The organism is Pontibacter sp. FD36, from assembly GCF_015686655.1.
Classification (GTDB): Bacteria; Bacteroidota; Bacteroidia; order Cytophagales; family Hymenobacteraceae; genus Pontibacter.
On sequence record NZ_JADPMP010000012.1, the window covers coordinates 143,572 to 167,554 of the forward strand.

General features: G+C 52.7%; 19 protein-coding genes. 11 read left to right on the plus strand and 8 right to left on the minus strand.

All coding sequences use genetic code 11. The features are described from left to right. Positions 1 to 3 precede the first annotated feature (3 nt). Together I0P70_RS17420 and I0P70_RS17425 are read right to left on the minus strand one after the other, a co-directional pair. A complete protein-coding gene (locus tag I0P70_RS17420; RefSeq protein WP_196120436.1) occupies positions 4 to 930 on the minus strand; it encodes a gamma-glutamyl-gamma-aminobutyrate hydrolase family protein in 927 nt (308 codons plus the stop codon). Then, positions 911 to 1,921 carry an amidoligase family protein gene (locus I0P70_RS17425; protein WP_196120437.1) on the minus strand — a complete coding sequence of 337 codons (1,011 nt, stop codon included), beginning with the start codon at positions 1,919 to 1,921 and terminating at the stop codon, positions 911 to 913. Before I0P70_RS17425 ends, I0P70_RS17420 begins: the two co-directional genes overlap by 20 nt. 276 nt (positions 1,922 to 2,197) lie before the next feature. Between I0P70_RS17425 and ggt the strand changes: the two genes are divergently transcribed. The 7 genes from ggt (at position 2,198) to I0P70_RS17460 (ending at position 12,849) form a co-directional block, all read left to right on the plus strand. Continuing rightward, positions 2,198 to 3,790, plus strand: a complete 1,593-nt coding sequence (gene ggt, locus I0P70_RS17430) for a gamma-glutamyltransferase (RefSeq protein WP_196120505.1) — start codon at positions 2,198 to 2,200, stop codon at positions 3,788 to 3,790. Between the two features lie 255 nt (positions 3,791 to 4,045). Next, positions 4,046 to 5,122, plus strand: coding sequence for an efflux RND transporter periplasmic adaptor subunit (locus I0P70_RS17435; protein ID WP_230392272.1), 1,077 nt, complete (start codon positions 4,046 to 4,048; stop codon positions 5,120 to 5,122). 2 nt (positions 5,123 to 5,124) lie between these two features. Further along, complete coding sequence (locus I0P70_RS17440) at positions 5,125 to 6,384, plus strand: FtsX-like permease family protein (RefSeq protein WP_196120438.1); 1,260 nt, start codon at positions 5,125 to 5,127, stop codon at positions 6,382 to 6,384. Positions 6,385 to 6,413: 29 nt separating this feature from the next. After that, the gene (locus I0P70_RS17445) at positions 6,414 to 7,094 is read left to right on the plus strand and encodes an ABC transporter ATP-binding protein (RefSeq protein ID WP_196120507.1); all 681 of its coding nucleotides are present in this window, start codon (positions 6,414 to 6,416) and stop codon (positions 7,092 to 7,094) included. A gap of 147 nt (positions 7,095 to 7,241) precedes the next feature. Continuing rightward, a complete protein-coding gene (locus tag I0P70_RS17450; RefSeq protein ID WP_196120439.1) occupies positions 7,242 to 8,441 on the plus strand; it encodes an anhydro-N-acetylmuramic acid kinase in 1,200 nt (399 codons plus the stop codon). Between the two features lie 52 nt (positions 8,442 to 8,493). Beyond that, positions 8,494 to 11,505 (plus strand): SusC/RagA family TonB-linked outer membrane protein, encoded by a 3,012-nt coding sequence (locus I0P70_RS17455; protein ID WP_196120440.1) that lies wholly within the window; start codon positions 8,494 to 8,496, stop codon positions 11,503 to 11,505. 27 nt (positions 11,506 to 11,532) lie between these two features. Then, positions 11,533 to 12,849, plus strand: a complete 1,317-nt coding sequence (locus tag I0P70_RS17460; protein WP_196120441.1) for a RagB/SusD family nutrient uptake outer membrane protein — start codon at positions 11,533 to 11,535, stop codon at positions 12,847 to 12,849. 83 nt (positions 12,850 to 12,932) lie between these two features. Here I0P70_RS17460 and I0P70_RS17465 read toward each other — a convergent pair whose 3' ends face one another. Continuing rightward, the gene (locus tag I0P70_RS17465; RefSeq protein ID WP_196120442.1) at positions 12,933 to 13,454 is read right to left on the minus strand and encodes a hypothetical protein; all 522 of its coding nucleotides are present in this window, start codon (positions 13,452 to 13,454) and stop codon (positions 12,933 to 12,935) included. Positions 13,455 to 13,669: 215 nt separating this feature from the next. On the opposite strand from I0P70_RS17465, the gene I0P70_RS17470 reads away from it, so the two are divergent. Next, the gene (locus I0P70_RS17470) at positions 13,670 to 14,428 is read left to right on the plus strand and encodes a hypothetical protein (RefSeq protein WP_196120443.1); all 759 of its coding nucleotides are present in this window, start codon (positions 13,670 to 13,672) and stop codon (positions 14,426 to 14,428) included. Positions 14,429 to 14,440: 12 nt separating this feature from the next. On the opposite strand, the gene uvrA is transcribed toward I0P70_RS17470, so the two are convergent. Next, positions 14,441 to 16,984, minus strand: a complete 2,544-nt coding sequence (gene uvrA, locus I0P70_RS17475; protein WP_196120444.1) for an excinuclease ABC subunit UvrA — start codon at positions 16,982 to 16,984, stop codon at positions 14,441 to 14,443. 238 nt (positions 16,985 to 17,222) lie between these two features. On the opposite strand from uvrA, the gene I0P70_RS17480 reads away from it, so the two are divergent. The 3 genes from I0P70_RS17480 to I0P70_RS17490 all read left to right on the plus strand — a co-directional run bounded on the left by I0P70_RS17480 (position 17,223) and on the right by I0P70_RS17490 (position 19,307). Continuing rightward, positions 17,223 to 17,402, plus strand: a complete 180-nt coding sequence (locus tag I0P70_RS17480; RefSeq protein ID WP_196120445.1) for a DUF1059 domain-containing protein — start codon at positions 17,223 to 17,225, stop codon at positions 17,400 to 17,402. Between the two features lie 251 nt (positions 17,403 to 17,653). After that, on the plus strand, positions 17,654 to 18,805 hold the full coding sequence (locus I0P70_RS17485; RefSeq protein WP_007654013.1) for a zinc-dependent alcohol dehydrogenase: 1,152 nt from the start codon (positions 17,654 to 17,656) through the stop codon (positions 18,803 to 18,805). A gap of 13 nt (positions 18,806 to 18,818) precedes the next feature. Then, positions 18,819 to 19,307, plus strand: coding sequence for a hypothetical protein (locus I0P70_RS17490; protein ID WP_196120446.1), 489 nt, complete (start codon positions 18,819 to 18,821; stop codon positions 19,305 to 19,307). 63 nt (positions 19,308 to 19,370) lie between these two features. On the opposite strand, the gene I0P70_RS17495 is transcribed toward I0P70_RS17490, so the two are convergent. From I0P70_RS17495 to I0P70_RS17510, 4 genes are all read right to left on the minus strand, one after another. After that, a complete protein-coding gene (locus tag I0P70_RS17495) occupies positions 19,371 to 19,739 on the minus strand; it encodes a hypothetical protein (RefSeq protein ID WP_196120447.1) in 369 nt (122 codons plus the stop codon). Between the two features lie 86 nt (positions 19,740 to 19,825). Next, complete coding sequence (locus I0P70_RS17500; protein WP_196120448.1) at positions 19,826 to 20,656, minus strand: hypothetical protein; 831 nt, start codon at positions 20,654 to 20,656, stop codon at positions 19,826 to 19,828. 154 nt (positions 20,657 to 20,810) lie between these two features. Further along, positions 20,811 to 22,505 (minus strand): murein L,D-transpeptidase, encoded by a 1,695-nt coding sequence (locus tag I0P70_RS17505; RefSeq protein ID WP_196120449.1) that lies wholly within the window; start codon positions 22,503 to 22,505, stop codon positions 20,811 to 20,813. A gap of 56 nt (positions 22,506 to 22,561) precedes the next feature. Further along, the gene (locus I0P70_RS17510) at positions 22,562 to 23,980 is read right to left on the minus strand and encodes an efflux transporter outer membrane subunit (RefSeq protein WP_196120450.1); all 1,419 of its coding nucleotides are present in this window, start codon (positions 23,978 to 23,980) and stop codon (positions 22,562 to 22,564) included. Positions 23,981 to 23,983 lie beyond the last annotated feature (3 nt).

A 23,983-nucleotide genomic window follows, 5' to 3' on the forward strand; every position in this document is an offset into this window, starting at 1 on the left:
CCGCTAGGGTTGGGTATCATCGCACTGCTGTTCCAACTGCTTTTCGGCTTCCAGGGCAGGCTGTGACATGGCAGCCTGCAGATCGCGCTCCTCGATCTGCTGATTAACGAGCCTGGCCTGCTGCACCAGTCCTTTGAATAAACGACGATGTGAGCGACTCTGTGGCAAGTACTCCGGATGCCATTGCACACCGATCATGAACTCCTGCTCCTGGTGTTCTATACCTTGCACAACCTTATTGGGCTCACGGGCCACAATATTCACGAATTCTCCCGCTTCTTTTACCGCCTGGTTGTGCAGCGCATTCACGCGAAGTCGCTGCGTCCCCAGCACCTGTGCGAGCTTACTCCCTGCTTTTATGTGCACTTTTTTCACCGGAAACACACTCGCCGGATTGGGCTCTTCGAGGTAAAAGGTGTTGATGTCCTGGTACAGAGTGCCCCGGAAGTAGACGTTCATCAATTGCGCCCCCCGGCAAATGCCCATCACAGGCAGACCCTTCTGAACGGCCTGATCCAGCAGTTGCAGTTCCAGTTGGTCGCGGGCACGGTCCAATCCAAAGTAAAGTTTGCGGCTCAGCAGCTTGCGCAGCAGAAAAACGGCCGGATAGTAGACCCAACTCACAAAGCGACCCACCCGCTGGAAAATGTTCTTGCGCGGGTGCTGGAGGGTACGCTGCAGGTACTCATCCATCACATGCTCCTGCTCATAGATGGAGGGATCCACGTCAGCGCCTCCGCCTATGATCAGTCCCTGCAGACCATCAGCAGTGCGGGGCCTGGAAGGCGTGATGCGCACGGGCCGGCCCCCGGCAATAAGTACCGAGAGCGCCGTGAAGAACCAGGCGGCCCCGCCTCCTTTGTCTGGTCCGGTAATGCCAATAGTTGGTCTGCCGCGGTGTATTTTATTTTTAGATTTTAGGATAGCCATTCCGTATTCTTTTGATCCATTTGGTTTCAAATCCTAGCAGGGTGTTGGCTTTGAGGTAGCAGTATTCTTTGCTGAGATGCTCTACCATACCCGGGTCGCTTGCCAGTTCCTCCACCCGTACCCAGATGTTCCATTCCTGTGCCAGCGTCCAGTCCGGCTGTGCAATCGAACTGTTGGGCAGTCTGTAATGAAAGGCACTGCGGGCCTTTACCTTGCCCAGCCTGGTAAACTGCATCAGCAGGTCGCCTCTGAGGTAGGCCAGCAGCGGGTACAAGTCCAGCGGGCGGTTCCGGTCGGGGTTGTAGGTATGGTAATCTATGATAAACCCATCCAGATCAGGGGCGTAGCCCGGGTTCAGCACAAGGGTCACGTATTCGATCGGGTAAGGGGCGATAAAGGGGCTGATCTGTCTTGCAAGGTCGGTCCGGCCTTCTTCCAGCAGCCAGGGGTACAGTAGCAGGAAAGCGCGCAGGTAGGTCAGCAGCGTACCGACATCCTGACGGGGAACCTCCACATTGATGTGGGTGCCGAAAGCGTTGGTGAGGAAAGACTGTGTACCCTCTGCATGAAGCTGGTAGAGGGCCTCCCGCAGCTTTTCTATTTCCGCAAGCTCTGTGCAGGGAATGGGCGGACAGGCGATCTCGTTCGGAAACACCTTGCCGACCAGGTTACGGAGTGTTTCCTCTACCTCATCTTCCAGGGTGCCATTCCCGATTTTGACATCCTCGAGGCGCAGATTGAAGGTCTCAAACACTTTTTTGTAGCGCTTCTCCGTCAGCAGCGTCAGGTCAAATTCAATCGTGAAATCACCGAGTCTTGTGTCAGTTACCTTTTGCCTGAAGCGGTTTTCCTTTTGTATAATCCCCCCATACAGCTCCTGAACTAACTGCGCAGAGTCTTCTATGCTCACATTGGTATACTCCAGCTCAAAGCCCACGGTGCGTAGCGTTCCTTTTTCATTGTGCAGTATGGGAGGATGTTTGAATACCATAAGTAAGATTCCTGATAAGTTAATAAAAACGGCTATACAGGTATACGGTTCGGATGCGCCTCTTGCAGCCAGAGATAATCGACCCAAGCAGCCTACAGCCATACCTGCTTCAAAACCCGATGCGATGCAATCGGGTAAAGAATAGGATTCATACACTGAACTAAAGAAAGAGCAGGCTTGACATTCATCAGGATCACCCTAATTCTTGCAATCATCAGTTTCTCGGGCTGCGCAGGCTGGGATACAAACGAAACCGGACTAGTAACTGAAAATGCCATGGTAGTGACAGCGCATCCGTTGGCTTCGGAAGTGGGCGCCGAGATACTGCGGCGCGGCGGCAATGCCGTGGATGCAGCGGTGGCGGTGCAGTTTGCCCTGGCGGTGGTATACCCTGATGCCGGGAACATTGGCGGTGGAGGCTTCCTGGTGCTGCGACAGCAGGATGGGAGCGTAGCTGCACTGGATTACCGGGAAAAAGCACCCGGCAAAGCACACCGTGACATGTACCTGGATGCGCAGGGAAAAGTCATAACAGAGCTAAGCTTCAAGGGGCATCTGGCAGCGGGCGTACCCGGCACAGTCGACGGTATGGTGCAGCTGCACCAGAAGTACGGCAGCATGCCCTGGGCTGAGCTGGTACAACCGGCGGTGGAGCTGGCCGCCAAAGGCTTTCCCCTCACCCGAAAAGAGGCAAAGAAGCTGAACGACGAACAAAGCGATTTTATGAAGTATAATACCCTGCAGCCGGCATTTATTCTCCGGGACCGCTGGCGGAAGGGAGATACGCTACGGCTCAGAGACCTGGCCTATACCTTAGCACGCATCCGGGACCAGGGAAGAGCAGGCTTTTATGAAGGCGAAACAGCAGCACTCATTGTGGCAGAAATGGAACGAGGCGGCGGCATCATTTCAAAAGAGGACCTGGCCGCTTACAGCTCTGTCTGGCGGGAGCCGTTGCGGGGGCAGGTGGGCGATTATCAGGTCATCTCGATGCCGCCTCCCTCCAGCGGGGGCATTGCCCTGCTGCAGCTGCTGAACATTGCTCAAAATTACCCACTGAAAGACTGGGGCTGGAACTCTGCTCAGACCACACACCTGATGGTGGAGGCAGAGCGAAGGGTATACGCTGACCGTGCCCGTCATGTGGGTGACCCGGACTACTATGATGTGCCGGTGGCAGGCCTGCTGGACTCCGTCTATATCCGAGGCCGGATGCAGGGCGTTTCGCTGGACAGAGCCACCGACAGCGATGCAGTGGCAGCAGGTGCTCTGGCCCCTCCCGAAAGCCCGAACACCACGCACTACTCCATCGTCGATGCTCAGGGCAATGCCATTTCGGTGACCACAACGCTCAACAGCAGTTTTGGCTCCAAGGTGTTTGTGGCTGGCGCTGGCTTTCTGCTCAACAACGAGATGGACGATTTCAGCGTGAAGCCAGGGCACCCGAACAGCTACGGCCTGGTGGGAGGGGAGGCCAATGCCATCGCGCCCGGCAAGCGCATGCTCAGCTCCATGACACCCACCATACTCGAAAAGAACGGTCAACTTCACCTGATCATCGGCAGTATGGGCGGCTCCACCATCATCACCACCGTGTACCAGATCATCCTGAACGTGACAGTGCATGACATGCCGATGCAGGGGGCCGTAAACGCCGGTCGCTTTCACCACCAGTGGAAACCCGACTGGATACTCTGTGAGTGGGGAGCACTGGGCTTTGGCACCGGATTGAAGATGTGGTGGAAAGGACACAGAATTGCCCCTAAATCAGGAGGAATAGGCAGGGCGGCAGGTATACTGGTGCGCCCGGATGGCAGATTGGAGGGTGGGGCAGACCCCAGAGGGGATGATGCGGCGGCTGGTTTTTGAGTATCCTTATCTGTCAAAAAGAGACGCTAAAATCAGGGCTGTCAGAAGACGGAACAGGTAGCAGTTTTTTTGAGATAATTTTGAATTAATCTGGCTGACCGGAGTGCATTGCTCTTCTGAATGCCTTACATTTGAAGCGTAACACGAGCCTGCTAAGATAGGCCGGGGATGCGCTTGCAGCGGTCACCATTCTGCTTTCTGGTGAAGCGTGAGTCCGCCTGCAACTATGTCCACTACGCACAAAGAATCAAGACAATGAAACGGTACTTTCAACTGGCCTTTCTGTTGGTCTGCCTTGCCTCCTGCGGCGGGGAAAGGGAAAAGACTCAACCCACGGTGGAGGATATTACAGAGTCTGTCTACGCATCGGGTGTGGTGAAGAGCCGCAACCAATACCAGGTATACCCGGTGGTGAGCGGCATTATTGAAGAGATACTGGTGACCGAAGGAGACACCGTGCAGCAGGGAGAGGTGCTGGTGCGCATCGGCAATGAGGCCGCCCGGCTGAGTACCGAAAACGCCCGCCTGGCCGCAGAGTATGCCCGTGTGAATGCCAATGCTGAAAAACTGGCCGAGCTACAGGAAAATATCGAACTGGCCCGTAGTCGCATGCGCAATGACTCCCTGCTGCTCGTGCGCCAGCGCAACCTGTGGGCCAGCGAGATCGGCACCCGTGTGGAACTGGAGCAACGGGAGCTGGCCTATAAGAACTCTGCTACAGCCTACCGTTCTGCCCGTCTCCGCTACAACGACCTCAAAAGGCAGCTAGATTTTGCTGCGCGTCAGTCCCAGAAAAACCTGCAGATCAGTCAGAGCCAAACCAGCGACTTCACTGTGCGCAGCGAGACCAACGGCAAGGTATACAGCATGCTGCGCGAGAAAGGAGAACTGGTGAGTCCGCAGGTGCCTATTGCCGTGCTGGGCGATGCCGAGGAGTTTATACTCGAGCTGCAGGTGGATGAATACGACATTGCCCGTGTGAAACCCGGACAGCAGGTGCTGCTCAACCTCGACAGCTACCGCGGGCAGGTGTTTGAGGGGCGTATCACCAAAATAAACCCGGCCATGAACGAGCGTACCCGGTCCTTTACCGTGGAGGCCGAATTTGTGACCATGCCTGATGCGCTCTACCCCAACCTGACCACAGAGGCAAACATCGTCATTCAGGCTAAAAAGGATGCCCTCACCATACCCCGTGACTACCTGGTGGACGGTGTCTATGTGCTGCGAGAAAAAGACGAGCGGGTGCCGGTGAAAACCGGCCTGAAAGACTACCAAAAGGTGGAGATAGTAGAAGGGTTGTCAAGAGAAGATGTGATCGTGAAGCCTTAGCGATGAATTTCAGACTGATATTCAGTATTGCAAAATCCATGTTGCTGGCCCGCTGGCGGCAGACGCTGGTGGCTGCCGTGGGGGTGACCTTCAGCATTGCCATGTTTGTGACGCTGCTTGGTTTTATGAACGGCCTCAACGACATGCTCGACAGCCTGATCCTGAACCGTACCCCGCACGTTCGGCTCTACAATGAGATCAAGCCTAGCGAAAACCAGCCGGTGAATGAAGTCGACGAATACAAAAACTCCTACAACTTTATCAGTTCTGTGAAGGCAGGCATCACCCGGCAGGAGATCTACAACAGCGGACCGATCCTACAGACCGTGAAAGCCGATGAGCGGGTGCTTGGCGCTACTCCCAAACTGCTGGCCCAGGTCTTTTACAATGAAGGCACCATTGACATCACCGGCGTGATCAACGGGATAGATGTGGAGGAGGAAAGCCGCCTGTTCAATTTTCAGGAATACGTAACATCCGGCGATGCCATCGATGCAAAAAACGTAGCCAACAGCATCATACTCGGCAAAGGTCTGGCAGAAATACTGGTAGCCGATATAGGCGATGTGGTGCAGGTGACCACGGCACAGGGGGAGCGCTTTCCACTGAAAGTGGTGGGCTATTTCCAGTCAGGTATACAGGAGATCGACAAGGTGCAGAGCTATGCCTCCATCGCTACAACTCAAAAGCTGCTGGGCAAGCCTGCCAACTACATGACCGACATCCAGGTGAAGCTGCATGACCTGGAGCAGGCTCCGGCCGTGGCCCGCGAGTACGCCCGGCTTTTTCAGATAGATGCTGAGGACATTCAGACCGCAAACGCCCAGTTTGAAACAGGCAGCAACGTGCGCTCGCTCATATCCTATGCCGTGGGTGTGACGCTGCTGATCGTGGCGGGCTTCGGCATTTTCAATATCCTCAACATGATGATCTACGAGAAGATGGACTCCATTGCCATACTCAAGGCCACTGGCTTTTCTGGTCGGGATGTGAACCTGGTCTTTCTAGTGATTGCCATGAGCATTGGTTTGTTCGGTGGCATGATGGGACTGCTGTTCGGATTCATATTCTCAGCCATTATCGACAGCATCCCTTTCAACACCTCCGCATTGCCTACCATCACCACTTACCCGGTTAACTACGACCTGATATACTACTTCATTGGCGGGTCCTTTTCGCTCATCACAACATACTTTGCCGGCTTTTTCCCGGCCCGCAAGGCAAGCAAGGTGGACCCGGTTGAGATCATCAGAGGCAAATAGGTATAGGCATGAAAGGCAGAGACGAAAACATGCAGGAAGTCATACTCGGAGCAAGGAATATCAACAAAGCGTTTCATGACCCTGTGACGGTGCAGGTGCTGCGCGATATCACTTTTACGGTAAACAAAGGAGAGTTTGTGTCAGTGATCGGCAAGTCGGGCTGCGGCAAGTCCACGCTACTCTACATCCTCTCCACCATGGATACAGACTATACCGGCGAGTTGTACATCGACAATGAACTCATGTCAGGCCGCCCGGACCCTGAGCTGGCTCGTATCCGAAACGAGAAGATCGGTTTTGTTTTCCAGTTTCACTACCTGCTCAACGAGTTTACGGTGCTGCGCAACGTGATGCTGCCAGGCCTGAAACTGGGCAGGTATAGCGAGCAGGAGGTAGAGCACCGCGCCATGGAGCGGCTTAAAATGCTGGGGATAGACCAGCTTGCCAAACAGTCGGCCTACCGCATTTCGGGAGGGGAAAAGCAGCGGGTAGCCATTGCCCGGGCTCTCATCAACGATCCGCACATCATCATGGGCGACGAGCCTACCGGTAACCTCGACAAGCGTAACAGCGACATCGTTTTCAATATTTTCAAGGAACTCACCGAAGAGCATAACCAGACCCTGCTCATCGTAACCCACGATCCTGAGTTCGCCGAAAACACGCACCGTATCATTGAAATGGAGGACGGGCGGATTATCCGGAGTTAAGAAAACAGGTCAGAGCAAGAGCCTCTTTGTGAATTTCTGCATGATTATGCTGAAATTCGCTCCCATATATATTACCCAAGCCTTATACATTTCGTATGAAGAATCTATGGTTCTTTAGGCTGTTCACACCCTTAGATTAAATTAATTATGAACAAAATGCTGGAGCGACTTTTCAAAGTTGCTGATAAAGAGAAAAGAACCATTATTGGCCTGATGTCAGGTACTTCTTTGGACGGCCTCGATATTGCACTCTGTGAGTTTGAAGGGAATGGTACTCAAACCCGCATGAAGCTGCGTGAATTTGTAACCATGCCCTACGATGAAACTTTTAAACGGGAAGTAAAGGCAGTCTTTTCTAAAAGGGAAGTTGACCTGGAGCGGGTTTGCCTGCTAAACGCCTACATCGGGCGCTTCCACGCCGACCTCATCAACAAAAGCCTGCAGACATGGGGAGTTGAATCTGGTGAGGTGGATGTGATTGCCAGTCACGGACAAACCATTTACCACGCACCGGCTTCGCTGCATGGTGTAGCAGGTATGCCGGATGCGACACTTCAGATCGGCGATGGCGATCATATCGCGATGGGCACAGGCATCATCACCCTAAGCGACTTCCGGCAGAAGCATGTAGCGGCAGGAGGAGAGGGTGCCCCACTGGCGGTGTACGGAGACTACCTGCTCTTTTCGGAACAGGACCAGAACCGGATCATGCTCAACATCGGAGGTATAGCCAACTTCACGTTTCTCCCAGGCGACCTTGACACGAGCCGTATATTCTCGACTGACGTAGGGCCTGGCAACACACTGATGGACGCCTATGTACAGCAGCAATTTCCTGGCACCTACTACGATGCCGACTCCGCCATCGCACTGAAAGGTACTTATAACCAGGCGCTGGTGGCATCTCTCCTTTACCATCCCTTCTTTGAGCAGGACTTCCCTAAAACGACCGGCCCCGAACTGTTCAACCTGTCATACCTGGCAGAGGCACAGCGCAGATCCGATACGGAGCACTTGTCCCCGGAAGATGTGATGGCGAGCCTGAACCGGTTTTCGGCAGTGGCCATTAGTGGGGCACTGACGCGTTCACTCGGTGATGCTGATTTTGAAATTTTCCTGAGTGGCGGCGGTATGCACAATCCACTGCTTATACAGAACATTAAGGCGCTTTTGCCAGGTGCTACTGTGCGTGACACAGCCGAGCTGGGCGTATCGCCGGATGCAAAAGAGGCGGTGCTGTTTGCCACCCTGGCCAACGAGTGCCTGGTGGGAGAGCCTATTCAGTTCGGTCCAGGTAAGAGGCGGGTGCCATCTGTGCTGATGGGGAAAATCAGTTTGCCGGAGTAAATTCTGAACATCAATACATCATAATTATACACAGTACAAAATAAGAGGCACTATGAGAAAAATTTACATGATTGGGAGGGCCTCCGGAAAGGCTGTCCTACTGTGTTTCCTCCTGTTGGTTGCTGCCTGTCAGCTGGCCATCGCCCAGGGTACACGCTACACCATTACGGGTACCGTAACCGATGCCCGCACCAAGTCACCGCTGCCGGGCGTGGTGGTGAAGTTCCAGAACAACAACATCGCCACGGCCACCGATGCAAACGGAGAGTACAACCTGCCAGCAGCTCTACCCCCGGGTAGTTATCAGCTCACGTTCTCGTTCATAGGTTTCAGGCCGGAAGTGCGCCCCATTACCCTCGGCGATCAGCAAACGGTACAGGTAGACGTGCAGATTCGGGAGGATATTGTGGGTTTGGATGAAGTAGTAGTGACAGGAACATCAGTAGCAACCAGCAAAAAACAGCTGGGCAATGCGATTTCCACCGTCTCCGCTGCCTCACTTGAGAATAGCGTAGCCACTTCCGTGGATCAGGCCCTGGCCGGTAAAGTGGCCGGTGCGCAGATCAGTCAGAACTCCGGTAACCCGGCCGGTGGTATTTCCGTGCGTCTGCGGGGTACCAGTACTGTGGTAGGTTCCGGTGACCCGCTTTACATTGTGGACGGGGTGATCATCAACAACAGCTCCCCTGAACTGATCGACCTGGGAGGTTATGCTCAGAACCGATTGGTGGATATCAACCCAAATGATATTGAACGCATTGAGATTCTAAAGGGAGCCGCAGCAGCTGCTATTTATGGATCTCGGGCCAGTAACGGGGTAGTGCAGATTTTTACGAAGCGCGGTGTGGAAGGAGCACCTAAAATTGCGGTTTCTACCCAGTTTCGGGTGAACAGAGTACGTAAGACACTCGATTACAACCAGTACCCTTTCCGTTTTGTAAACAATATCGCCTCCGATCTTACCCAGGAGCCAGTTACGCGGTATGACTTCCAGGACATGATCTTCCGGACAGCTTTGGGCACTGAGAACAATGTGTCTATTTCAGGAGGCAGTGCAAATACACAGTACTACATGAGTGCGAATTTCCTTAGCAACCAGGGTATAGTCGACAATACTACTTTTAAGCGGGGAGGAGCTCGTTTGCGATTAGATCAAACGATAAATAACTGGGTGTCCGTTTCATTAGGAGCCAATTACATACTTAGTGACAGCGAAGAGATTCCAAACGGTGGCTTGAGTGAAGCATATGGTGCCCTGACCGGGTTCATTTTTAGTAACAACTTCATCAACCCGGAGCCAGTCAATGGTATTTACCCTTCTACAGCGCCCACGGCCATCCTGCGTCGTACCAATCCCCTGGAAGCGATCAACCGCTTTGACTTTGGACAGCGCACCACTCGCTTTATTGGCGACTTTCAGCTAAATCTTACGCCAATCAATGGTTTGACTATCAACTATGTCGTTGGTTACGATAACTCCACCCAGATTGCAACAGGCTTTATACCAGTTGGCAACACGACCCCTTCCTATGATGCGGGTTACTCACGCCGAGCCGACCGCACTTCTTATCTGCTCAACAATGACCTGAATGTATCATACCGCACTTTCCTGACCGACTGGCTGGAATCTACAACTGGTATAGGAGGTACAGTTCAGACGGAACAGCACTACACCACGGGTATAACAGGTACACAATTGGGTCCTATTACCCGCACCAGTACAAGCGGTGCAACTGTGGTTTCGAATGATATCCGAGAGGATATTAATATCATGGGATTTTTCGCCCAGCAGACCTTTGGCTTAGGCGACCGTTTCTTCCTGACGGGTGCAGGCCGTTATGATGTATCTTCAGTTTTTGGAGAAGAAGACAGGTGGCAGTTTTATCCGAAAATAAGCGGAAGTTACCTCGTTTCGAATGAGAGTTTCTGGCAGGGGCTCAGTGACATTATTCCCATATTCAAATTGCGCGCATCTTACGGTCAAGCTGGAAACCTCACGGCGATCAGAGCTTTTGACCGCTATACCAATTACAACCCTGTTTCATTGCCGGGTCTCCCCGGTGTTGTACCGTCTACCCAATTGGGAAATGCAGGTATAAAACCAGAGCGGCAGGTCGAAACAGAATTCGGCGCCGATATGAGTTTTCTGGATGGCAGACTAGGGCTGGAGTTTTCTGTCTATAAAAAAGATGTGAAAGACCTACTGCTATTCATTGGTTTGACGCCTTCTTCCGGCTTCCTGAACCAATACGCTAACATTGGCACGATGACGAACAGAGGCTTTGAACTGATGCTAACAGGCGCACCTATTCAGACGGAGCGTGTACGCTGGACCTCGACCCTGATCTACTCCCGCAACCGAAACGAAGTGAACGATATACCTGGTGGCGTATTGCCATTCCCGGGTGGTTTCGGGCAGGTTGCGGCTGTTGACGGTTATCCGCTTGGCTCCTTTTATAGCACCTATTTCGCCCGAAATCCGGACGGCACGCTGCTGCTGACCCCTACCGGTCTGCCACAGCCTGAGCGTGCAGGACGCAACCCCGAAAACGGGCAGCCCATCGGCGCCACAGTTCCTAAAGTAATCGGTGACCCTAACCCCGACTGGACAGGCTCGTGGGTGAACGACATCTCAGTGGGTGAGCGCCTGTCATTCCGCACCCAGTTTGATGCGGTTTACGGTTTCGATGTGTTCAACTTCACGCGCCGTGTAGGTGAGCGCGACCTGTATGGTGGCCTGGCCGGTTATGAACCGGAGCTAAGAGGAGAAGTGCCGAAAGGAACCTCTGCTGCGCTGTTCGGGATATTTGAGAATTACATAGAAGACGGCTCCTTTATCAAATTGAGAGAGGTGTCAGTGGCTTACAGCTTCAAGCCAGCCTTCTTGGGAGGTAATAACGTGCGGCTCAGCCTGGCTGGGCGTAACCTGTTCTCGATTGACGACTACAGTGGCTATGACCCGGAAATAAATGCCGCCGGTCAGACCAACGCCGTGAGGGGCTTTGACTTCGTGGAGGTACCCATCCCTAGAACCTATGCACTGGGACTCAACTTTACCTTCTAATTCTTCTTCAACCTAATGAAAAACAACATGAAAAATATAGCTTCATACTTAAAAGCAGGTTTGCTCTCGGGTTGCCTGCTGCTGTCGAGCGGTTGTGAGCTGGATATACCCAACCCCAACGCTGCCAGTGACATCGAAGTACTAAACTCCCGCGAAGGCATTATCGCCCTTAGTGTGGGGATGCGTCAGTTTTACTCAACATCAGGGCTAGAAGCAGCTTTGCTCTACCCGGGTGTGACAGGCCGGGAGATGAAAGGGGTGGCCACTTTTACAAACGTGCTTGAACTGGAGGCTGGCGGATCGGCCCTGCCAACATTCAATGGTAATGTGCTGGGACTCTGGTCACGCATGCAGCGTGTGATGGTTATGAGTGAGCAGATACTGGAGAACGCTCCCAATATACCAACCCTAACAGGAGGGACGCTGAGCGGTGTGATGGCACATGCGCACCTGTTCAATGCCATGGCGCTCGGCAACCTGATCAACGCATTTGAGCAGGCGAACCTGGAAACCAGCCGAACTGATCGAGTAACTTTCAGCTCGAGAGCTGAGGTATTGGCAGCCGCCATCGCGCATCTGAACGAAGGCATCGCCCTGATAGAGGCTACCCCTCCGTCGCCAGAGTTTGCATCACAGGTAACGGGCACTGCTTTCGATTTGCGCAATACCTTGTATGCGTACAATGCAAGGTATAACCTTTATGCCGGTAATTATGATGCAGCCATTTCCAATGCCGATAAAGTAGACCTGACCAAGCGCTCTGAATTTGTGTACAGCACCTTGAGCCCGAACCCAGTTTACAACACTGTCTTTATACTGGCCTATTTCAGACCGCGTGATCAGTTCGGCTTGCCTGATGCGCTGTTTGAAGAAGGAGATGATCGGTACCCGTTTTACATGACAGAGCCGGGTGCCGATGTGTTAGGAGACCGGGTGATGACACTGGCAGGCTTTTTCAACACGCAAACTTCCAGCATTCCAGCATACCTGCCAGACGAGATGAAATTGATCAAAGCTGAAGCGCTCCTGCGCAACAATGGATCTCTGGACGAAGCTCTGGCGCTGATCAACCAGGTGCGTACACAGACTTCCGGAGACCCCTTTGGTGTGCATGCAGGATTGCCGGCTTACAGTGGTCCGGTGACGAGAGAAGCTTTGCTGTTGGAGGTATATAAACAGCGCTCGGCAGAGCTATACCTGAGCGGGCAGAAGTGGGAGGACAGCCGACGTTTCAATCGTCCGGGACCACCTGATAACCTGTCGGAGCGAAACCGCAATTTCTATCCGTATCCGGATCAGGAGCGTCGCAACAACCCGAACACGCCGGACGACCCTGCTATTTAAAGCATTGCGCTATACCTGTTTCTGATAAAACAAAAACCTCTACTGTTGCAGTAGAGGTTTTTTTATTTGATTAATGTCTGTATTTAAGATTTATGCTGTTGGGCCAACTCCTCCTCAATGGCTGGACTCAGCACCAGCACGAGGTGTTCGGCAAAGGCGGCATTCTCGATTTGCTTGTCACTCATTAATGCGATCAACCCAACCGGCTCACTGTCCTCTGACAGGAAAATGCTGCCCAGGTAGCTGTCGATATTTAACTCCTGTAGCTCCATGTCGCGCGGAAAGTAGCGCTGTACATTATTGGGATAGTAGCAGAAACGCTGGGTCATGACAGCATCGCAAGGAGAGTATTGCAGGGGGTAGGTGATATTGGGCTGCTGCTCCCCATCTTTGAGAAATACGTTTGTTATGACATGGTTGCCATCATAACTTAAGCTGCCGATCAGCACATACTGTACCTGGGTATACGCTGCTATAAAGTCTGCGGCCTGCTGCAGGAAAGACTCGTCGCGCGGCTGCGTGGTAAGCGAGATAGCGGATTCCAGTATCCGGTGCTCATCTTCCCCAAGCGCATAATTCCAATGATGCACGAACCTGTATTCCATCGCACAAAGTAAAGAAAGTAATAATTTACAAATTTATACATTTATACGATATCAGTCCAATAGGTTAAATATCAATTTGGTAAGTACTTATGGTGATGTGTGAATAAATTAATCAGATCAAAGCATTAGATTTTTACAATACTATGTATTCGCTCTGTAAACACTAACTTTGCAATCACATTGTGATTTTCCAGTAAATCATCACGCAGTCAGGAATGAAAAGAACACTTCTCAATAGATCTGGTAGTAAAGTTATATTTTTCTTTTTCGTGCTGGTATTCAGCAGCCAGGCAATGGCGCAGGTTAACTACAAGGGCGGCTCGAATGTGCAGCTACTCTATGGCCGGGATTTGAATCAGTCCGGGCAGCTCGCCACCGTCACACTGGAACATTTTGGTGATCTGGGTGCTTTTGAGCAGTTTGGATTTGCTGATCTCTTCAATAATGCCAGCCTGGCCGCCCCAAACCTATACATGGAGTGGTATCCTAAACTGAGTCTGAGCCGAGCCTCAGGGCGTAGTATAGGTATAGGCCCGATTAGTGATGTGCTGGTAGGAGGCGGTATCAACGTGCTGTTAGGTGGCGAGGAGGATTTCTTTGTCTACACGGCAGGTCCGGCTTTTAAATTCCGCTTGCCCGGCCAGGGACTGCTGCAGCTGGAAACCTACTACTACAAGCAGCACGGAAGTGAGTACAGCGGTACGTACCAGTTCACGCCCAGCTGGGACATTCCTATCCCGCTTTCAGAGCGTCTGCGCTTCCGTTTCAGGGGCTTCATGGATTTCATTGGCGACCGCGGTCCGGGCACCACACAGTACCTGACGCAGCCACAGCTTCATGTGGACTTAGGCAATTTCTGGGACAAACCCGGCAAGGTATACGTCGGCTCGGAGTGGCGCTACTGGCGCAATGTAGTAGGTATAGCGGGACTGGATGAGTCGATCCTGCAGGCGAATGTCCTGTTCGCTTTATAAGAGCTCGATTAATTACCGCTTTGACAGCGCCTTCAAAAAAGGCGCTGTTTTGCTTTCTTTTGATTTGGCGATAAGGGCAGGAGGCCCTGCTGCGACAATATTGCCACCTTCTTCACCGGCACCCGGCCCAATGTCGATCACCCAGTCACTGGCGGCTACTACCCGCATGTCGTGTTCTACCACGATGACCGTGTTGCCAGCATCGACCAAATGGTGAAGCTGGGTCATCAGCTTATCAACATCAGCGGGGTGCAGACCAGTAGTGGGCTCGTCCAGAATGTACAGGGTATTGCCACGCTGAGAGCGCTGCAGTTCGGTGGCCAGTTTGATGCGCTGCGCCTCACCGCCAGACAGCTCCGTGGCCGGCTGTCCAAGTCGCAAATAGCCCAGACCCACCTCGCGGAGCATGGTGAGTGCACGGTGTACGGCTGCCTCTTCCTCAAAAAACTCCCAGGCCGTATCCACTGTCATATTGAGTACTTCGGCGACGTTCTTATCACGATAAGTCACTTCCAGGGTCTTGGCATTGTAGCGTGCGCCGTGGCAAACGGGGCAGGGGGCGTATACGCTCGGCAGAAACAGTAGCTCCACCATCACAAAGCCTTCTCCCAGACAATTCTCGCAGCGTCCTTTGGCTACATTAAAGGAAAAACGCCCGGCATCGTAGCGGCGCTTTTTGGCCAGCGGCGTACTGGCGAAAAGCTTACGGACATGATCAAACAAGCCGGTATAAGTAGCCATGTTGGAGCGCGGTGTTCTGCCGATCGGCTTCTGGTCGACGCGCACTAGCCGTTTGATCTCCTCCATACCTGCTGTGATATGGCCTCCGGTCGTAACAGGTATGTCACGCTCTAATTCGTTGCCTTCCTCTTCCTCTACAGGGAGCTGATGCCCCAGGTGAGCGGCCACCAGTTCCACCAGCACCTGGCTCACCAGGCTGGACTTGCCTGAACCCGATACACCGGTCACGGCTGTGAAGACCCCAAGCGGAAATTCAGCAGATAGACTGTGCAGGTTGTTTCGGCTCACATCGCTAAGCTTGAGCCAGCTTTTTGGAACACGCGGATCAGAGTTGAATCCTTTTGCTTCTCCAAACAAATACTCGCCTGTGCGGGAAGCTTCTACTTGTTGCAAGCCGTCTGTCGGGCCGCTGTACAGGATCTCTCCGCCTTTCTCTCCGGCAGCAGGCCCCACATCCACAATCCAGTCGGCATGGCGGATCACGGCCAGGTCGTGCTCGACTATAAAAAGTGAATTGCCTGCTTTTTTGAGTCCATCGAGGGCACGGAGCAGGGCCACTTTATCGGCGGGGTGCAGACCGGCGGAAGGCTCGTCGAGCGCATAGACCACCCCGAAAAGGTGCGAGTAAAGTTGCGTGGCCAGGCGCAGGCGCTGCAGTTCGCCCGGGGAGAGGGTAGGGGTGCTGCGCTCCAGCGACAAATAACCCAATCCCAGGTCGAGCAGCACCTCTATGCGGGCGCACAGGTCATCGGCAATGCGCTTGGCTACGATGGCCTGCTCCGGGTGCTCAGCCTCGGTGCGGGCATGGCCCGGCTCGGTGCCCTGCGCAAAGGGTTTCAGCACAGCCTGCACCCGTTTCAGCGGCAGCCGCGAAAGCTCTGTGATATCATAGCCGGCAAACTTGACGGACAATGACTCCGGCCGCAGGCGCTTGCCCTGGCAGGTTGGACAGTCGGTGCTGAGCATGTACTGCATCACCCGCTTCTTCATAAGCGGACTGTTGGTGTTGGCGAAGGTATGGAACACGTGCCGGCGGGCGCTGGTAAATGTGCCCATGTAATTAGGCTCTTCCTTACGCTTGAGGGCGCGACGCGTCTCTTCGGGGGTATAGCCAGGGTATACCGGCACGATAGGCTGCTCGTCGGTAAACAAAATCCAGTCGCGGTCTTTTTGCGGCAACTCACGCCAGGGCTTGTCCACGTCGAAACCCATCGTTACCAGGATGTCGCGCTGGTTCTGTCCGCCCCAGGCTGTGGGCCATGCCGCGATCGCCCGCTCCCGAATGGTAAGAGAGTCGTCCGGCACCATCGATTTTTCAGTGACATCATACATGCGCCCCAGACCGTGGCAAGTAGGGCAAGCTCCCTCGGCAGTGTTGGGCGAGAAAGCTTCGGCATAGATAATGGACTGCCCCTCCGGGTAATCGCCGGCCCGGGAGTAGAGCATGCGCAGCAGGTTGGAAAGTGTGGTGACGCTGCCGACCGAGGAGCGGGTAGTGGGTGTGCCGCGTTGCTGCTGCAGGGCCACAGCAGGAGGCAGCCCGTCAATGGCATCCACTTCGGGCACAGCCATTTGATGAAACAGGCGGCGGGCATAAGGCGAGACAGACTCCAGGTAGCGACGCTGCGCCTCGGCATAGAGTGTTCCAAAGGCCAGACTCGACTTACCAGAACCTGACACGCCGGTAAACACAACCAGCGCATCTCGGGGTATCGACAGGTTGATGTTCTTGAGGTTGTGCTCCCGCGCTCCGCGTACTTCCACAAATCCCTTGAACTGCTCTGTTTTAGTCTGATCTTGTTTTGGAGTAACCATGTGCTGTGCTGTAAACTGTCTTGTTGCGAAGGTATAGCATCCCGCCGCAAAACAAAATTGTTGAGTGTACGCATGAATTGACTTTAGGTAAGGTATAGCTACTGCGCAGGCTTCTGATCATAGTCGCATTAAATACCTTTTGTTGGTTATAACTTATTGCAAAACAAGCAGGTATAAACTAATTGGGTTATTTAAGGCAGATGCACTCTCAACAGTTCAGACACTAAACCAATACAACATGAAAACACTAAAATGCAGGGATGTCGGCTTCGATTGTGATGCCGAGGTAAGGGCTAACAGCGAGCAGGAAGTGCTGGCTCAGGCCGGAAAACATGCACACGATGTGCACCACGTAGATGTGACACCTGAGATGGCCGAGCAGATCAAAACCAAGATCAGAGACGACGGCAGACAGTAGTATTACCCATGTAAGGACGTTTTATTTTCAGTATGGCACAGGCAATCGCTTGTGCCATTTTTGTGGCCGGTTATAGTACATAGCACTGGTCCAGATTTGATAAGTATAAAAGCATAGGTATATAGGTATTTCTTTTAAAAATCCAATTTTCGTAACCATTAAGGTATAGAGTAGTATTTATTTAAACATCATTCCGAAGCCTACACAGGCGGAAGAGAAACACAATTTGAATACAAACTGAAAACAAACTTATGCTGGCAATGAACTATCGCGGGCCGCAACGGGTCCGCATTGACGAAAAACCAGAGCCCAAGATTCTGCATCCCCAGGATGCTATCGTGCGTGTGACGCGCTCCTGCATCTGCGGCTCTGACCTCCACCTCTACAATGGCAACGTACCCGATACCCGTGTAGGGATGACTTTCGGACACGAATTTATAGGCGAAGTAACTGAGATCGGCTCTGAAGTACAGAAGCTGAAAGTAGGCGACATGGTCATTGTGCCTTTCAACATCGCCTGTGGCAAATGTCATTTCTGTAAGCAGGGTCTGTTTGGAAACTGCCACGAATCCAACTCGCAGGCCACTGCAGTGGGTGGTATCTTCGGCTACTCACACACAGCAGGTGGATATGACGGCGGACAGGCCGAGTATGTGCGCGTACCCTATGCAGATGTAGGACCAACTGTTATACCTCCAGGAATGGATCCGGATGATGCCGTGCTGCTGACCGACGTAGTACCTACCGGTTACCAGGCTGCCGAAATGGGCGGCATTCAGAAAGGCGATACAGTGGTCATCTTTGGCGCTGGTCCAATCGGTATCATGGCGGCACGCTGCTCCTGGCTCTTTGGAGCTGGCCGCGTGATTGTGATCGACAAACTGGAATACCGACTGGAGTTTGTGCGTAACTATGCCAACTGCGAAGCCTACAACTACGAAGAAATGGATGATCCGGTGGTGTTCGTGAAGAAGACCACGGACTGGATGGGGGCGGACGTGTGCATCGATGCCGTAGGTGCCGAAGCAAGCGGTAACCTGATGCAAACCATCACAGGTCGCAAGCTACTGCTACAGGCTGGTTCTGCTACCGCGGTTCACTGGGCTGTGAACTCGCTCAAGAAAGGTGGTATCTTGTCAATTGTCGGGGTGTATGGCCCTACGGATAACCTCGTGCCAATTGGTAATGTGGTGAACAAGGGCATCACGATACGGGCGAACCAGGCCTCTGTGAAACGTCTGCTGCCGAAGCTGATCGACCATGTGCAGAATGGCGTTATCAACCCGAAACCACTGATCACACACCGTGTACCACTGGAGGACGTGGCCGATGCTTACCACATTTTCTCAGAGAAACTGGATAATTGCATTAAGCCCGTACTTATTCCACCATCAGCCAGATAGAAAGGAGACAATCATGGAAAATAAGACACCAAAAGACTATTCACATATAAAAAACTGGGGCATCGATGCCGATCCGAAAAACGATCCGACCTACCCCATGAAACACCGTACCGACGCGGAGCAGGAAGGCTACAGCTGGGATCGTCCGACGCAGCAGGATATCAACATCGAAGTGCTACATTCTAACGAGCGCCCTAACGTGACAGCTGTGTTCGGCACTTCCATGCCACCAAGCGGCCTCAGCGGTATGATCCGGCGCTTTGCATTCAAGCACAGCGAGAACAGCTACCTGCACTGGCTGCCACTGCTGATGGCAGACCGCGTGAACGTGGTGGAAGGCGTGATTGAGGACTTCTCAAAAGGTACTGTGCCCAACATATTTGCCGAAAAAGGTTGGAAGGCCGACTGGGAACACAATCGCAGTGGCCTGATCCAGAAAGTAGGGGTGCTGGCACTGGTTACGACCGCTGCCGTCGTGCTCCTTACGCGCAAAAAGGATTAGCTGAAGGGTTAGACAATAGCCAAGAAGAAAGGCAGCTACCGCATGGTAGCTGCCTTTCCTGTTTTAGCCGGTAACCGGAAGCTGTACCTGCCCGAGCGCATCGATGATCTCTGCTGCTTTCTCCGGACTGTACTGACTTCGGATCGCGTCTTCGTTTATGACAAAAGCGGGAGCAGCCGGGTCTCCATCGATGGTATAGACCTTGTCTGTTAACTGTTCAGCATCAAGGTTTATATTTTGAACGACCTGACTGATAAGTGACTTGGCACGAGAGTCAAAGGCTGTCCAGATGAGGCGCTCCGGATTTTTACCTTCTTTAAATTTGTCTGGAAACCGGCTCTGCGCTTCCTCTTCAATTGCTTGCGGGTCTAATTCATTTATTTCACATACCTGCTGAAACACAGCCATGTCTCTGTTGATCTGATCTTCCATGGTTTTCTTTTGTCTATTGGTCTACTTACGTAAAGGAGCCATGGAGAGTCGGAACCAAAGGGTGGAAGGGCACAACAGTATACTCCTTAATCCCATTCTACTATGTCGTCATCCTCTTCATCGTCCTCAAGGTATGGCTCATCTGCATCCCAGTCATCTTCTTCCCAATCATCGGTTACGTATACCTCGTCCACCATGTCATCGGCTGCATCCCCCGTTTCTTCTGTCATGCTGTCGTCTGCATTATTTTGTAGAAAGTCCTGCAGCAGAGGTATAGCCGCGAAGCCTGCTTCGGTGAGGGCGATCAGTTCGCCTCGTTGCAGAAAACGGTTGGCTTCGAGTAGTACCTCGTAAATGGGCGTATGGATGTGCTTTGGGATCTTGAACAGCCTCGGGTCGCGCTTGTCGAAAGGCGTGGGTACAGAAGAAGTGTACAGGTATGGCAGCAAGGTTTTAGAACAGCTGATGGCGATGCGGTCGATGCGGTGCTGCTGAAAGTACTCCTGCAGGCGGCCATTGATGTTCTCAAAAAACTCGGCGGTTTCCCCCAGCCGCACCCGTGACCCTGCCCGTGACTTGCCTTTTGTTTTAAGGTACTTGATCTGGCTCTTTCCCTGCTTCTTGCGCACCATATAAGAGCGAAACACTTTATGATTGAGGCAGCGGCCGTTTTCAAAATAACCCATGGCGCAGCTGCCCGACTGTATCAGCAGGATGACATAGTTTATTTTTGCTTCAGGCTGTTCGGTACCTGGCGCGGGCTCGGTGATTGGCAAACGGAAGTAAACCAGTTCATCGCTCGTGTTGTTCAGCAGGGCCAGCCGGTGCTTTTCCGGATCATAGATCGTCTGGCAGTCCGCATCCTGTATGATACGGAGCAGTTCGGACGCTTTATCTTTTGGTATAAATCTGTTCATATCTTGTTGCAGTAGCCAGGTATAATGTAGCCGGCGTTAACACGGCAATGCGAGTCGTAAATATAAACCAATATATTCCCAGGCTGCGTGATATTATTGCTGCAGCCTGCAATCATTACTTTCGGTATTGCTTTGATAGATAAGTTGGAGCGTATCAGAAGAGCTGCTGAGCCAGCGCCTTGTCGTGGTTATACAGATCATCTCTGAAATGAACCGTGCCGTCCTCCTCAACCCATGCTGTGAAATACACCAGGTATACCGGCACATTCTCTTTCAGATTCACGTTAATTTCCTCACGTCCATTCATGGCATTTCGCACACGGCTTCTATCCCAGTCTGGGTTATGCTGGAGCAGGTAGGTAGCCAGTTCGGTAGGTTTTTCTACACGTACGCAGCCATGGCTGAAATCGCGGTCTGTTTCATCAAACAAATGGTTGGCCGGTGTATCGTGCAGGTATACGGAGTACTCATTCGGAAACATAAACTTCACACGGCCCAATGAGTTGTTTGGCCCCGGGCGCTGCCTGATGCGGTAGTCAAAGTTGTGACGTGTCATGTTCGCCCAGTCCACCCGGGATACTGGTACTCGTCTGGCATTAGAACCAAAACTGGTGACCATCTCCATGTTCTGGGTCTCCAGCCAATTCCTGTTGCGTAGCAGTTTAGGCTTTATGTCGGCTTCTACTATGCTGTTGGGTACATTCCAGTAGGGAGCAAACACCAGGTACTGTATCTCGTGGCTGAACACAGGAGTAGAGTGCATTGTCTTTCCGACTACAGCACGCATGCGCATCACTTCCTCGCCGTCTTCCATGACATATACCTTAAAGGCCGGAATGTTCACCATCACGTAGCGCTGCGGGCCCTCCTCGGGTTCCAGACGCTTCGGTAGCCAACGCCAGCGCTCCATGTTCAGCACGAGCTGGTCAATGCGCTCCTCAATGCCAACATTAAGAGCCCGATAGGTCTGCGGCCCCACAACACCATCTACCGACAAGCCATGTCGTTTCTGAAATGCCTCCACGGCTTCTTTTAGCTGCTCGTCATACACATACGCAGCACTATCCTGCGTCCTGATCTGTTGGTCAGGTAAAAGGCGTTTTCGGAGCGATAGGACTACCTCTGCTGTATCATGTTGTTGCACCAGGCCCTGCTCTTCAACCTTTGGCCAGCCGCCCTGTTCCTGTATCTGCTGGTACTGTACCAATACCTCCCGCAGCTTCTGATAGCCTTCGTGCAGTGCCTCAAATTCGTAATAGGGGTAGGTGCTTTCTCTTTCCTGCAGGATGGTTTGCAGTGCTTTGTGCAGCTTGATCTTGTTCTTTTCTATTCCCCATTTGATGGCGGAGTGCTTGTGCGGGTTAACCGTTCCTGTATAAAAGTCTACGGCATAATTAAAGTAAGAGGCCGTTAGTGCCAGGTCAATTTTCTGCTGTTTTTGTGCATCAGGTGTACGCATTTCCTGAAATTCTCTATACATCGCCTGCAGGTCCTTCACCTGATAATCACTGGGGTCCAGGCCTTCGCGATGTGTTTTTTCGAGCACCTGCATCAGTTTTTCTGCCTGTGGTACCAGCTTATCTTCTTTAAACCAGGCCAGTTTGTAGTCCCTGTCCTGGTAAAACTGCTCTACCAGTTGCAGGTGGTGCCTGAAATCCTCTTCATTGCTGATGTACTCGTTTACAAATGCGCTGTCAAGCCGGGGGATATTGGTGTCAGGTGTACCGGAGGTAAGATGAGGGGCAGAGCTTTGAGGCAGCATCTGAGCCGAAGCCAGGATTGGCAGGAATAGCAGTACAAGGTATAGCGTTAATCGTTGTAAAGTGGAATGTATATAATTGTCTTTCATTTGTTCTCTCTGTATAAGTCCGGTTTATCGAAGACCCCGGCACATCAAATCAAAAATTACTCCCATCCGCCACCCAGGGAGCGGTATAGGTCGATCACAGCCATAAAGAGTTCTTTTCGGGCATTGGCCTTGCCAAGCTCCGCTTCCAGCACGCTGCCCTGCGCCGTGATTACTTCCAGGTAAGAAGCATAGCCGGCCATGAACAGATCGTTGGAGGTGCTGACAGCACTTGTCAGTACCTCTGCTTCCTGCTCCCGCAAGGTATAGGCCTGCATGTAGTTCTCCAGTTTCTGCAGGTTGGTAACCACTTCCTGGTAGCCGCTCAGGATGCTTTTCTGATAGGCGTGGAAAGCCTCCTGGTTCAGGGCTGCGCTGCGGTCGAAATCGGTGCGGATCTGGCGCTGTTGAAAAATGGGAGCAGTCAGACCACCTAAAAAGCCAAACACCAGTGACTGCGGCGTGTTGAAAAGGGATGGAAGATGCCGGGTATGAAAACCTGCATAAGGCGTAATGGTAAAAGCCGGTAGGAAGGCAGCCCGGGCGGAGGCCACATCAGCTTTGGCGGCCAGCAACTGTAGTTCTGCCTGGCGTATATCAGGCCTGCGCAGCAGCAGATCAGAAGGCACGCCGGCTTCTACTACATCCGGCAGGTGCTGTGTCATGATGGACTCGCCCCGCGCAATAGGCTGCGGAAAACGGCCCAGCAGCAGGTTCAGTTGGTTTTCCGCTTCTACGATCTGCTGCCGTTTTTCGAAGCCACGGCTCTGGGTACGGAGCAACTGCGCATGAAACTGCTGTACAGCCAACTCGGTTGCGCGGCCACCGATCTTCTGTATCCGGATAATCTCCAGGGCATTTTCCTGCAGCTCAATGTTCCGCTCAATGGTCTCGAGTTCGTTGTCGAGGGCAAGCAGGTCGTAGTACAGTCGGGCCACCTCGGCTACCAGCGAAGTGGTCAGTAGATGCTGCCCCTGTTCTGAGGCCATGAAGCGGAGATAGGCGGCTTTTTTCTGGTTTTTCAATCGGCCCCATAGGTCGACCTCCCAAGTGCTTTGCAGACCTAGAAAATGGTTTTGAGTTTGCGTAACGGTATTGCGGTCGCCGTAAATGGTGCCGTTGAGCTGGTTATTGTAAATGTTCCCCGACCGGGCCCTGAAGCGGGCATCGAGGGAGGGTAGCGTCCGGCCGCTGGCAGCAACATAATTTGCCCTGGCCACTTCGATGCGCTGCACCGCCATCAGCAGGTCCTGATTGTTCTCCAGCGCCTGATCGATCAACTGCACCAGGTGTGGGTCATTGAAAAAATCTCTCCAGGAGATGTTGCCCAGGCTGGTGGAATCGCTGCGCTCGTCAAAGGAGGCAGGCATTTCGGACAGAGTGGGCAGCTCTGGTGGGGCTGCCACCTTGCAACTGCTTACCAAAGCCAGTAGCAGGAAAAAGAGAAGACATTTATAAGTAGATGTTGGTGATAACATAGT